Here is a 12,386-nt window from a genome sequence, read left to right on the forward strand (position 1 = left end):
GTACGGCACCGGGAGGGCTTTTCGGGTGCTGCGGTGAGAGCCGTCCCGCGCGGCAGGACGGGCACCGGGGTGGTGCCGTGCGGGACGGGCGAGGTCACCGCCGGCGCGGTGGCACGGACGACGAGTGATCGTCTTCTCTCCTGATCGCCGGGCCTTCCTTCCGGCCGAGGCCCGGATGCCGACGGAAGCCCGGTCGACCGCTACGGCCTGGACGGCCTCGAAGTCACCGACGACGTATTCTCCTCACCCGCGTCGATCGTCTTCGACCAGCCCGAGAACCGGCTGCACACCATCAAGGCCGTACTCGTCGCCACTCTGGAGGACCGAAGCCACGCCCCCAGATCGGTCTGCTCGCCGTGGAGAGCGCAAGCGACCCCGCCTTCACCGCCCCCTACCCGCTCCATCGGAGGGCTTCGCGGGCATCGGGGCCCTGGACGCGGCGAACGAGATCGTGCACGACCGGTCCGGCACCCTGGTCCGCCCGGAGCTCGCCGCCGGCTGACGGCCGCCGGGAAGGCGGGGGAAGGCGCGGGGAGCCACCGGGCCGTCCGGCCCCGCGCACGGGGCCGGACGGCCCGCCCGTGGGCGCTGTCCGGCACTCCCCGTGACGATCACGGACGACGAGCATCGAAGTGCACCGACACGTACCGAGGAGAGGAACGGCGATGACCGCAACCGTGACGGCCGGCGACCGGGCCACCGTGGCCTGGCGAGGCTTCGCCGGGACCCGCTGGCGCGAGCTGATCGACGTGCGCGACTTCATCCAGGCCAACTACACCCCGTACGAGGGCGACGCGTCCTTCCTGACCGGCCCCACGGACCGCACCCGGGCCGTCTGGGAGAAGGTCGGATCGCTGTTCCCCGAGGAGCGTGCGCGCGGCATCCTCGACGTGGACCCCGCGACGCCGTCGACGATCACCTCGCACGCGCCCGGCTGGATCGACCGGGACCGCGAACTGATCGTCGGCCTCCAGACGGACGCCCCGCTCAAGCGCGCGATCATGCCCAACGGCGGTCTGCGCATGGTGCAGAACGGCCTCGAGGCGTACGGCTACGAGGCCGATCCGTTCGTGACGAAGGTCTTCGGGACCTACCGCAAGACCCACAACGACGGTGTCTTCGACGCCTACACGCCCGCGATGCGCACCGCGCGCAAGGTCGGCATCATCACCGGACTGCCCGACGCCTACGGCCGCGGCCGGATCATCGGCGACTACCGGCGCGTCGCCCTCTACGGCACCGACCGGCTGATCGAGGCCAAGCGGGCGGAGAAGGCCCTGCTGGACGGCCGGCCGTCGAGCGAGCACGTGATCCGCGACCGGGAGGAACTCGCCGAGCAGATCAAGGCGCTGGGCGAGCTGACCCGGATGGCGGCGACCTACGGCTGCGACGTCTCCCGGCCCGCGGGTACCGCGCACGAGGCCGTGCAGTGGCTCTACCTCGGCTACCTCGCCGCCGTGAAGGAACAGAACGGCGCCGCCATGTCGCTGGGCCGCACGTCGACCTTCCTCGACGTCTACCTCCAGCGGGACCTCGACGCGGGGACCCTCGACGAGTCACGGGCCCAGGAACTGATCGACGACTTCGTGATCAAGCTGCGGATCGTCCGCTTCCTGCGCACCCCCGAGTACGACGCGCTGTTCTCCGGCGACCCGACCTGGGTGACCGAGTCCATCGGGGGCGTCGGCGCCGACGGCCGCACGCTGGTCACCCGCACCTCCTTCCGCTTCCTGCGGACCCTCTACAACCTCGGCCCCGCCCCCGAACCCAACCTCACCGTGCTGTGGTCCCCGCGGCTGCCCGCCGGCTTCAAGACGTTCTGCGCCCAGGTCTCCATCGACACCAGCGCCGTCCAGTACGAGTCCGACGAACTGATCCGCCCCCGCAACGGCGACGACACCGCGATCGCCTGCTGCGTGTCCGCCATGGCGGTGGGCAAGGAGATGCAGTTCTTCGGCGCGCGCGTCAACCTGGCCAAGGCGCTGCTCTACGCCGTCAACGGCGGCCGGGACGAGATGACGGGTGACCAGGTCACCCCCGCGACGCCCGCGCTGACGGGGGAGTACCTGGACTTCGACGAGCTGTCGGCGGCCTACGACCGGGTCCTGGACTGGCTGGCGGAGACCTACGTCGACACCCTCAACGTCATCCACCACATGCACGACAAGTACGCGTACGAGCGCCTCGAGATGGCGCTGCACGACCACCCCGTGCACCGGTTCATGGCCTGCGGCGTCGCGGGGCTCTCCGTCGCCGCCGACAGCCTGTCCGCCGTCAGGTTCGCCCGGGTGAAGGTCGTCCGGGACGCCACCGGGCTGGCCGTCGACTTCCTGACCGAGGGCGAGTTCCCGGCGTACGGCAACAACGACGACCGCGCCGACTCCCTCGCCGTCGGCCTGGTGGAGTCCTTCATGGCGAAGGTCCGCAGGCACCCCACGTACCGGGACGCCGAGCACACCCAGTCGGTGCTGACCATCACTTCGAACGTCGTCTACGGCAAGCACACCGGCAACACCCCCGACGGGCGCCGGGCCGGACAGCCCTTCGCGCCGGGCGCCAACCCGATGAACGGCCGTGACCGGCACGGCGTGGCCGCCTCCGCCCTCTCGGTCGCCAAGCTGCCCTACGAGCAGGCCCGCGACGGCATCTCGCTGACCACCACCATCACTCCCGAGGGGCTGGGACACGCCCCGGCGGAGCGGGCCGGGAACCTGGTGGGCATCCTCGACGCCTATATGACGTCCGGCGGTTTCCACATGAACGTCAACGTGCTGGACCGGGAGGTGCTGGAGGACGCCATGGAGCACCCCGAGAAGTACCCGGAGCTGACCATCCGGGTCTCCGGATACGCGGTCAACTTCGTCCGCCTGAACCGCGAGCAGCAGCTCGACGTGATCAGCCGCACCTTCCACGGAACGCTGTGAGAGCCATGACGGGACCGACGACCGGGCGGATCCACTCCTGGGACCTGTCCACCGGAGTGGACGGCCCCGGGACCCGGTTCGTCCTGTTCGTCAGCGGTTGCCCCCTGCGCTGCCTGTACTGCGCCAACCCCGACACCTGGCACATGCGCGACGGCCGGGAGACGACGGTGGACGAGGTGATGGCGGAGATCGAGAAGTACCGGGCCTTCGTCACCACCGCCGGCGGCGGGGTGACGATCACCGGGGGCGAGCCACTGCTCCAGCCGGCCTTCACGGGCGAGGTCCTGCGCCGGTGCCGGGAAGCCGGTCTGCACACCGCCCTGGACACCTCCGGCTTCCTCGGCGCCCGTGCCTCCGACGAGCTGCTCGCCGACACCGACCTGGTCCTGCTGGACATCAAGGCCTTCGACATCGGCGCCTACCGGAGACTGACCGGCGGCCGCCTCGCCCCCACACTCGGCTTCGCGACCCGCCTCGACCGCCTCGGCGTCCCGATGTGGATCCGCTACGTGCTGGTGCCCGGCCGGACCGACGATCCGGCGGCCGTGGACGGCCTGGCCGACTTCGTCGCGGGGCTGGGCAGGGTCGAGCGGGTCGACGTGCTGCCCTTCCACAAGCTCGGGGCCCCGAAGTACGAGGCCCTCGGCATCCCCTTCCCGCTGCGCGACACCCCGGTGCCCGACCCGGCCCTGACCCGGAGCGTCCGCGAGCGCTTCAGGGAGCGGGGGGTGCCCGCCTACTGACGCGCCGACTGACGCGCCTACTGACGTTGGAGCCACGCGCGGTAGGCGGCCACGGCGGTGGGCAGCGTGGGGAAGATCCGCTCCCCGCCGACCGTGTCCGCGAGGCCGTACGCGACCAGGTCGTCCATCAGGTCCTGCTTCGCCCGCGCGAGGCAGAACACGATGCCGCGGCCGGTCAGTTCACGGCGCAGCTCGTCGACCGCGTCGAGGGCGGTGATGTCGACCTCGACATTGGCCTCGGCGTTGAGGACGAACCAGCGGACGGGACCGGTCTGTTCGTCGACGGCGGCCAGGGCGCGGCGCCGGAAGTCCTCCGCGTTGGCGAAGAACAGGGGCGAGTCGTAGCGGTAGACCAGGAGCCCCGGGATCGTCCTGGCCTGCGGGTAGTCGTCGATGTCGTGCATGCCGGCCACGCCGGGGACCAGGCCCTCCACGGCGTCGTGCGGCCGCGCCACCCGGGTCAGCAGCTCGGCCACCGACAGGCCGACGGCCACGATCACCCCGTACAGGATGTCGAGAGCGAGCACACCGCCGAGGCAGCCGAGCGCGAGGAGCAGTTCCCTGCGGCGGAAGGAGGCGAGCCGCCGGAAACCGGCGAGGTCGATCATGCGGACCGCCGCGTAGACGACGAGCGCGCCGAGCACCGCGGACGGAGTCCGGCTCAGCAGCGGACTGAGGAAGAGCAGCACGGCGAGCACCACCGCCCCGGCCACCAGAGAGTACGCCTGGCTGCGGGCGCCGGCCGAGGAGGCGAGGGCGGTACGGCTGGCACTGCTGCTCACGGGGAAGCCGGCCAGCGCCCCGGCGCCGAGGTTGGCCGCGCCCAGGGCCAGGAACTCCTGGTCGGCGTCGAGCCGGGGGCCTTCGTCCTCGTGGGCGGCGAACGCCCGCGCGGTCAGGATGAAGTCGGTGTAGCCGACCAGCAGGACGCCCAGCGCGGGGAGCGCGAGGTGCGGCACCGCGCCCAGATCCGGGACGGACAGGCTCGGCAGACCGGCCGGAACCTCGCCGATCACCCGGAGGCCGTGTGCGCCGTCGAGGTCCAGGACGACCACGGCGGCGGTGCCGAGGACGAACGCGACCAGCGGACCGGGCACGGCCGGGGCGTGACGGGCCGTCACGAGGAGGAACACGAGGACGACGGCGGAGAAGAGGACGGTCGTCGGGTCCGCCTCGGGCAGGTGGACGAGGAAGGACCACACCTGGGGGAAGAACTCCGCGCCCGTCGTCGGCACCCCGGTGAGCTCGGGCAGCTGATCCACCATCATGATGAGCGCCACGCCGGTGAGATAGCCGATCAGGACGGGGCGGGACAGCAGATCCGCGAGGAATCCCAGCCGCACCGCCCGGGCGACCAGACAGAGCAGCCCGACCGTCACGGCGAGAGCCGCCGCCAGCGACGCGTAGCGCCCGGCGTCCCCGGCCGCCAGCGGCGCGACCACGGCGGCCGTCATGAGGGCGGTCGTGGACTCGGGGCCGACCGACAGCAGCCGCGAGGAACCGAAGACCGCGTACAGCCCGAGGGCCGGGAGGATCGCCCACAGCCCGGTGACCGGCGGCAGCCCGGCCACGCCCGCGTAGGCCATGACCTGCGGCACCAGGTAGGCGGCCACGGTCATCCCGGCGAGCAGATCACCGGTGAGCCACGCGCGCCGGTAGCCCAGGAGCGCGACGAGACCGGGCACCAGCCGGCCCCACCGCGGGACCTGTCTGCCGGACGCCTTGGACATGTGCCGCCTTCCGTCGTCTGCCCTCATGATCCACCGGCCGCGCGAGCCGCAGCCGGAGCGCGCGTGCCCGGCGTGCCACGCCCGGCCCAACGGCCTTGCGGAACGGGGCCGTTCGGCCCTGGGGACGCGGACCTTCGGCATCCGTCGCCGAGCGTCGCCCGCGGCCAGAGTAAGGGGTGTCAGGCACCGACCCGATCATCCCCGAAGGGAACCACGACCATGGCCGTGCACGAGCACCCGCACCGGAGCTCCGGATTCCACCTGCCGTCGCTGCGCAGGAACCGGACCGCCTCCGCATCCGAGTCGGCCGTGTCGGCGGACACCGGCACGCACACCGCGCGGGTCTACGCCTTCGCCTCCCTGCGCCTGCTCACGGCGTTCGTCTTCCTGTGGGCGTTCCTCGACAAGACCTTCGGCTTCGGCTACGCCACCCCGTCCGGCAAGGGCTGGCTCGACGGCGGTTCGCCGACAAAGGGATTCCTCGGTTCCGTCGCCGTCGGACCGATGGAGTCCACCTTCCACTCCTGGGCCGGCGACCCGTGGGCGGACTGGCTGTTCATGCTCGGTCTGCTGGGGATCGGCCTCGCCCTGGTCGCGGGGGTCGCGCTGCGGTTCGCCGCCGTCGCCGGGACCGTGATGATGGCGCTGATGTGGATCGCCGAGTGGCCGCCGGCAAAGCACCTTTCGGACGGCTCGCCGAGCATGTCGACGAACCCCTTCGTCGACTACCACCTGATCTACGCCGTGGCCCTGATCGTGCTGGCCGCCGCCGCCGCGGGCGACACCCTCGGCGCGGGCCGGCTCTGGGCCAGGCTGCCGTTCGTCCGCGACCACAGCTGGCTGCGCTGAAGACCGACCGCGCGGTGGGCCCGGCGCCCGGCCCACCGCGCCGAGCCGTGCGGGGGGGTCGGTCGGCCCCTATCCGGGACCAGTGGCCCCTGCACGAGGAACCGCCCGAAGACGACTCTGGAATCGGATTTCTCGCCCCAGGAGGTGGAGATCATGCTCCGCACGATCGCCGTAGGCCTCGACGGCTCCCAGGAGAGCCGGGCCGCCGCGGAATGGGCGGCTCGCGAAGCGAAGCTGCGCGGCCTGCCGTTGAAGATCGTCCATGTCTGGGAGCCGGTGCCCGAGCCCATGGCGCAGGCGCCGCTGCTCGGCGCCGAGACCCATCAGCACTGGACCGAGCGGATCCCGCGGGAAGCCGCGGAGGGGGTCCGGCTGCGCCACCCGGGCGTCGAGGTGAGCACCGAGCAGGTCTCCGGCTACCCGGGCAACGCGCTGGCCGAGGCGGCGAAGAGCGCCGAACTGCTCGTCCTGGGCTCGCGCGGCCTCGGCGGGATCGGCGGGTTCATGGTCGGCTCGGTCGGCCTCTCCGTCCTCGCGCACGCCGACCGCCCCGTCGTGATGGTGCGGGCGCTGGAAGCGGCCTCCGACGAGCACGAGCCGGACCCGGCAGGAATTCCCTCCGCCGCGACGCCCTTCCTGCCGGTGGTCCTCGGACTCGACGTCGACCACCCGGACGACACGCTGATCGAGTTCGCCTTCGACGCCGCCGAGCGGCGCGCGACCTCGCTGCGGGTCGTCCACGGCTGGAACCCGCCGCCGTACTACGCCTATGGCACGCCCGCGAACCCCGCGCTGCACGAGGCGCTGGCCCTCGGCGACGCCGAGGCGCTGGCCGAGGTGCTGCGGCCTTGGCGGAAGAGGTTCCCGGAGGTGCGGGTCGTCGAGGAGTCCCGCTACGGCAGCGCGGCCGTGCACGTCGTGGACGCCGCCCGCCGGGCTTCCCTCGTCGTCGTGGGCCGGCGTATCCGCCGCAGCCCGTTCGGCGCCCACATCGGGCACGTCACGCACGCCGTCCTGCACCACTCCACCGCGCCGGTGGCCGTCGTCCCCCACGACTGACCCACCCTCGGTCCCCCCATCACTCCCGATCCCCCGATCACCCGCGAGGAGAAGAGAACCATGAAGGCAGCGGTCGTACGAGCGTTCGGTGAGCCCCTGGTCATCGAGGAGCGCTCCGACCCGGAGCCCGGTCCCGGCCAGGTCCGCGTCCGGGTGGAGGCGTCCGGACTGTGCCACACCGACATCCACGCGGCCCACGGCGACTGGCCGGTGAAGCCGACCCCGCCGTTCGTTCCCGGGCACGAGGGCGTCGGCCTGGTGGAGGCGCTCGGCGAAGGCGTCACCCACCTCGCCCTAGGACAGCGGGTCGCCGTGCCCTGGCTGGGCAAGGCGTGCGGGCGGTGCGAGCACTGCCTGTCCGGCTGGGAGACGCTCTGCGAGCAGCAGATCAACACCGGCTACGGCTGCGACGGCGGGTACGCCGAGAAGATGCTCGCCTGGGCCGACTTCGCCCAGCCCGTGCCCGACGGCATCAGCGCCCTGGAGGCCGCCCCCCTGACCTGCGCGGGCGTCACCACGTACAAGGCGCTCAAAGTCGCCGGGGTCCGGCCCGCCCAGCTCGTCGCGATCTCCGGGATCGGCGGACTCGGTCATCTCGCCGTGCAGTACGCGAAGATCGCCGGCGCCACGGTGGCCGCGATCGACGTCACCGACGAGAAGCTCCGGCTGGCCGCCGAACTCGGCGCGGACATCGTCGTCGACGCCCGCAAGGAGAACGTCGGCGAGGTGCTCAAACGGCACGGCGGCGCCCACGCGGCCCTCGCGCTCGCGGTGGACGACGCGGCCTTCGAGGCCGTCAACGCCGGGCTGCGGCGCGGCGGCAAGCTGGTCATGGTGGCGCTGCCGGCGCACGGCACGGTCCGGGTGCCCGTCTTCGACACCGTCCTGAACGGCACCTCGGTGATCGGCTCGATCGTCGGCACGCGGCAGGACCTCGCCGAGGTCTTCCGGCTGCACGCGGCCGGCCGCACCGAGGTCGTCTACGAGGCCCGTCCCCTCGCCTCCGTCAACGACTCCATCGACGAGGTGCTGCGCGGCGAGGTCAAGGCCCGGATCGTGTTCGACCTCGGTGCGGGACGGTGAGCACGATGAACCTACCGATCGTGGCCGGTGTGGACGGCTCGGAGCCGAGTCTTCGGGCCGTCGACTGGGCCGCCGACGAGTGCGCCCTGCGCGGGGCGCCGCTGCGGCTGGTGTACGCCTCCCTCTGGGAGCGGTACGAGGGCGAGTCCCTGGCCGCGGACGTCGGCAGGCCGTCCGAGCAGGTGACGGCCGAGCACATCGTGCGGACCGCCGCGCGGCGGGCCCGGGCACGCCGCCCGGAGGTCGAGGTGTCCACCGACGTGGTGCCCGAGGAGCCCGAGTACGCCCTGGTCCACGAGGGACGCGACGCCGCCGCCCTGGTGGTCGGCACCCGGGGGCGCAGCGGCCTCGTCGAGATGCTGCTCGGGTCGGTCAGCCTGACTGTCGCCGCCCACGCGGCCTGCCCGGTGATCGTGCTGCGCGGCAGCAACGACAACCGGGTGAGCGCCGCGACGCCCGGCCGGATCGTCGTGGGGATCGGAGGGAAGGGGGCGGACTCCGCCGCCGTGCGCTTCGCCGTCCGGGAGGCGCGGCTGCGCCAGGCGACCCTGGACGCCGTACGGGCCTGGCGGTGCCCCGCGCACGAGAGCACCGACCACCCTCTGCTCGCCGGAGAACCCGCCCGCCTGCACGAACAGCACGCTGTCGAGGCCCTCGACGAGGCGCTGAAGGACGTGCCCGCGGAGCTGGACCTGCGCCGGCGGACGGTCGAGGGCCCCGCCCGGCATGTCCTGTCGGCCGCCTCGCGGGAGGCGGACCTGCTGGTGGTCGGGGCCCGGCGCACCCCGGGACACCTGGGGCTCCAGCTCGGGCGCGTCGCCCACGGGGTCCTGCACCACGCGGCCTGCGCCGTCGCGGTCGTGCCCGAGCGGGCGTGACAGCGGTGGCCGGCCGCTCAGAGGAGGCTCGCCGCGTGGTCGGGGACGTAGGTCTGAAGATCCCGCGGCGGGCGCTGATAGCCGGTCGACGGCGGCCGCTCGGGGAGTTCCAGCACCGGCGGCGGCACCTCGCGGTACGGGACGGAGGACAGCAGGTGGGCGATCATGTTCAGCCGTGCCCGGCGCTTGTCGTCGCTCTCCACCACGTACCAGGGCGCCTCGGAGATGTCGGTGTGCACCAGCATCTCGTCCTTGGCGCGGGAGTAGGCCTCCCAGTGGGTGATCGACTCCAGGTCCATCGGCGAGAGCTTCCAGCGCCGCAGCGGATCCTCCAGGCGGCGCCGGAAACGCTCCTGCTGCTCGGTGTCGCTCACCGAGAACCAGTACTTGCGCAGCAGGACCCCGGCCTCGACCAGCATGCGTTCGAAGATCGGGCACTGGCGGAGGAACAGCTGGTGCTCCTCCTTCGTGCAGAAACCCATCACGTGCTCGACCCCGGCCCGGTTGTACCAGGACCGGTCGAACAGCACGATCTCCCCGGCCGCCGGCAGATGCTCCACGTACCGCTGGAAGTACCACTGGGTGCGCTCGCGCTCGGTCGGCTTCGGGAGCGCCGCGATCCGGGCCACGCGCGGGTTGAGGTGTTCGGCGACCCGCTTGATCGTCCCGCCCTTGCCCGCCGCGTCCCGTCCCTCGAAGACCACCACCAGCCGGGTGCCCGACGCCCGCACCCACTCCTGCAACTTCACCAACTCGGTCTGCTGGCGCAGCAGTTCCTTCTCGTAGGCCTTGCGCGGCAGCCCCGCCGCCTTCTTGTCGGCCATGCCGCCTCCACCGCCCGATGACTTCCGGAGTCCCTCATGCCCAAGGTCGAACACCAGGACGCCACCGTACTTTCCGACGACGAGCTGCGCACCCTGGACGCGCACTGGCGGGCCGCCGATTACCTGGCCGCCGGACAGATCTACCTGATGGCCAACCCGCTGCTGTCCGAGCCCCTGCGCCCCGAGCACATCAAGCCCCGGCTGCTCGGCCACTGGGGCACCTCGCCCGGCCTCAACCTCGTGTACACACACCTCAACCGGGTGATCAAGGCCCGCGGGATCGACGCCCTGTGCGTGTGGGGTCCCGGTCACGGGGGACCGTCGATCCTGGCCAACTCCTGGCTGGAGGGCAGCTACAGCGAGACCTACCCGGACGTGCCGAGGGACGCGGCGGGCATGGCACGGCTCTTCCGGCAGTTCTCCTTCCCGGGCGGTGTGCCCAGCCATGTCGCCCCGGAGACGCCCGGCTCGATCCACGAGGGCGGTGAACTCGGTTATTCGCTCTCGCACGCGTACGGCGCCGCCTTCGACAACCCGGACCTGCTGGTCGCCTGTGTGATCGGCGACGGCGAGGCGGAGACGGGTCCGCTCGCCGCCGCCTGGCACTCCGACAAGTTCCTCGACCCGGTGCACGACGGCGCGGTCCTGCCGATCCTGCACCTCAACGGCTACAAGATCGCCAACCCGACGGTGCTCTCCCGCATCCCGGAGGCCGAACTCGACGAGCTGCTGCGCGGCTACGGCCACGACCCGATCCACGTGAGCGGGGACGACCCGGCCCAGGTGCACCGGGCCATGGCGGCGGCGATGGACGACGCCCTGGACCGCATCGCCGTGATGCAGCGGACCGCCCGCGAGGACGGCGTCACCGAGCGCGTGCACTGGCCCATGATCGTGCTGCGCACGCCGAAGGGCTGGACCGGCCCCGCGGAAGTGGACGGCGAACCCGTCGAGGGCACCTGGCGCGCCCACCAGGTGCCGCTGGCCGGCGTCCGCGAGAACCCCGAGCACCTCCGTCAGCTGGAGGCCTGGCTGCGCTCGTACAAACCCGGGGAGCTCTTCGGCGCCGACGGGCGGCCCGTCGCCGACGTCCTCGCCTGCGTCCCCGACGGCGCCCGGCGGCTCGGCGCCACCCCGCACGCCAACGGCGGCCTGCTCGTCCGGGACCTGCCCGTACCGCCGCTCGACGACTTCGCCGTGCCCGTCGACAAGCCGGGCACCACCCTGCACGAGCCGACCCGCGTCCTCGGCGACCTCCTGGCCCGGGTGATGAAGGACACCGGCGGACGTCGGGACTTCCGGCTCGTCGGCCCGGACGAGACCGCCTCCAACCGGCTCCAGGCCGTCTTCGACGTCAGCGGAAAGGCGTGGCAGGCCGGACACCTTCCGGTCGACGAACACCTCGAACACCACGGCCGGGTGATGGAGATCCTCTCCGAACACACCTGCCAGGGCTGGCTGGAGGGCTATCTGCTGACCGGCCGTCATGGTCTGTTCTCCTGCTACGAGGCCTTCGTGCACATCGTCGACTCGATGGTCAACCAGCACATCAAGTGGCTCAAGACCTCGAGGGAGCTGGCCTGGCGCGCGCCCATAGCCTCCCTCAACTATCTGCTCACCTCGCACGTCTGGCGCCAGGACCACAACGGCTTCTCCCACCAGGACCCCGGCTTCGTCGACCACGTCCTCAACAAGAGCCCCGAGGTCGTGCGGGTCTATCTGCCACCGGACGCCAACACCCTGCTCTCGGTGGCGGACCACGTGCTGCGCAGCCGCGACTACGTCAACGTGATCGTGGCCGGGAAACAGCCCTGCTTCGACTGGCTGAGCATGGATCAGGCCCGTGCCCACTGCGCGCGCGGTGCGGGCGTCTGGGAGTGGGCCGGCACCGAGAACGGCACCGGCGAGCCCGACGTGGTCCTCGCCTGCGCGGGCGACGTTCCCACTCAGGAGGTGCTGGCCGCCGCCCAGTTGCTCCGCAGGCACCTGCCGGACCTCGCCGTCCGCGTGGTGAACGTCGTCGACATGACCCGGCTGCTGCCGGGTGAGGAACACCCGCACGGGATGAGCGACTTCGAGTACGACGGCCTGTTCACCACGGACAAGCCGGTGATCTTCGCCTACCACGGCTATCCGTGGCTGATCCACCGGCTCGCCTACCGCCGCACCGGCCACAAGAACCTGCACGTGCGCGGCTACAAGGAGTCCGGTACGACGACCACGCCGTTCGACATGGTCGTGCGCAACGACCTCGACCGCTACCGCCTCGTCATGGACGTCATCGACCGCGTACCCC

The 12,386-nt window shown here is 72.0% G+C and carries 9 protein-coding genes and 1 pseudogene; 8 read left to right on the forward strand and 2 right to left on the reverse strand.

Features of this window, described 5'->3' with window-relative positions:
* Window positions 1-195 precede the first annotated feature (195 nt).
* The 3 genes and pseudogenes from AOQ37_RS38555 to pflA all read left to right on the forward strand — a co-directional run.
* Window positions 196-324 (forward strand): annotated as a pseudogene (locus AOQ37_RS38555) (ornithine carbamoyltransferase); the annotation flags it as partial.
* 341 nt (window positions 325-665) lie between these two features.
* A complete protein-coding gene (gene pflB, locus AOQ37_RS10455; protein ID WP_062643513.1) occupies window positions 666-2,924 on the forward strand; it encodes a formate C-acetyltransferase in 2,259 nt (752 codons plus the stop codon).
* Between the two features lie 5 nt (window positions 2,925-2,929).
* Window positions 2,930-3,667: a pyruvate formate-lyase-activating protein gene (gene pflA, locus AOQ37_RS10460; RefSeq protein WP_062643515.1), complete on the forward strand. Its 738-nt coding sequence runs from the start codon at window positions 2,930-2,932 to the stop codon at window positions 3,665-3,667.
* A 17-nt stretch (window positions 3,668-3,684) separates the two neighbouring features.
* On the opposite strand, the gene AOQ37_RS10465 is transcribed toward pflA, so the two are convergent.
* Complete coding sequence (locus AOQ37_RS10465) at window positions 3,685-5,397, reverse strand: SulP family inorganic anion transporter (RefSeq protein WP_062643516.1); 1,713 nt, start codon at window positions 5,395-5,397, stop codon at window positions 3,685-3,687.
* Window positions 5,398-5,616: 219 nt separating this feature from the next.
* Between AOQ37_RS10465 and AOQ37_RS10470 the strand changes: the two genes are divergently transcribed.
* The 4 genes from AOQ37_RS10470 (at window position 5,617) to AOQ37_RS10485 (ending at window position 9,266) form a co-directional block, all read left to right on the forward strand.
* Entirely contained in the window at window positions 5,617-6,246 is a 630-nt protein-coding gene (locus AOQ37_RS10470; RefSeq protein ID WP_062643518.1) for a DoxX family membrane protein, read from the forward strand.
* 153 nt (window positions 6,247-6,399) lie between these two features.
* Window positions 6,400-7,305, forward strand: a complete 906-nt coding sequence (locus tag AOQ37_RS10475) for a universal stress protein (protein WP_062643633.1) — start codon at window positions 6,400-6,402, stop codon at window positions 7,303-7,305.
* A gap of 60 nt (window positions 7,306-7,365) precedes the next feature.
* Window positions 7,366-8,388, forward strand: coding sequence for a zinc-dependent alcohol dehydrogenase (locus AOQ37_RS10480; protein ID WP_062643519.1), 1,023 nt, complete (start codon window positions 7,366-7,368; stop codon window positions 8,386-8,388).
* Window positions 8,389-8,393: 5 nt separating this feature from the next.
* The gene (locus AOQ37_RS10485) at window positions 8,394-9,266 is read left to right on the forward strand and encodes a universal stress protein (RefSeq protein ID WP_062643521.1); all 873 of its coding nucleotides are present in this window, start codon (window positions 8,394-8,396) and stop codon (window positions 9,264-9,266) included.
* 17 nt (window positions 9,267-9,283) lie between these two features.
* On the opposite strand, the gene ppk2 is transcribed toward AOQ37_RS10485, so the two are convergent.
* Entirely contained in the window at window positions 9,284-10,090 is an 807-nt protein-coding gene (ppk2, locus tag AOQ37_RS10490) for a polyphosphate kinase 2 (RefSeq protein WP_062643522.1), read from the reverse strand.
* A gap of 36 nt (window positions 10,091-10,126) precedes the next feature.
* On the opposite strand from ppk2, the gene AOQ37_RS10495 reads away from it, so the two are divergent.
* On the forward strand, window positions 10,127-12,386 hold a 2,260-nt coding region (locus tag AOQ37_RS10495), incomplete at its 3' end, for a phosphoketolase family protein (protein ID WP_062643524.1).

Source organism: Streptomyces maremycinicus, from assembly GCF_001184025.1.
In the GTDB taxonomy this organism is placed as follows: Bacteria; Actinomycetota; Actinomycetes; order Streptomycetales; family Streptomycetaceae; genus Streptomyces; species Streptomyces maremycinicus.

Coding starts and splice junctions, on each gene's coding strand:
- AOQ37_RS10475 (WP_062643633.1), top strand. CDS start 6,400: ATGCTCCGCACGATCGCCGTAGGCCTCGACGGCTCCCAGGAGAGCCGG.
- AOQ37_RS10465 (WP_062643516.1), bottom strand. CDS start 5,397: ATGTCCAAGGCGTCCGGCAGACAGGTCCCGCGGTGGGGCCGGCTGGTG.
- AOQ37_RS10470 (WP_062643518.1), top strand. CDS start 5,617: ATGGCCGTGCACGAGCACCCGCACCGGAGCTCCGGATTCCACCTGCCG.
- ppk2 (WP_062643522.1), bottom strand. CDS start 10,090: ATGGCCGACAAGAAGGCGGCGGGGCTGCCGCGCAAGGCCTACGAGAAG.
- pflA (WP_062643515.1), top strand. CDS start 2,930: ATGACGGGACCGACGACCGGGCGGATCCACTCCTGGGACCTGTCCACC.
- AOQ37_RS10485 (WP_062643521.1), top strand. CDS start 8,394: ATGAACCTACCGATCGTGGCCGGTGTGGACGGCTCGGAGCCGAGTCTT.
- pflB (WP_062643513.1), top strand. CDS start 666: ATGACCGCAACCGTGACGGCCGGCGACCGGGCCACCGTGGCCTGGCGA.
- AOQ37_RS10480 (WP_062643519.1), top strand. CDS start 7,366: ATGAAGGCAGCGGTCGTACGAGCGTTCGGTGAGCCCCTGGTCATCGAG.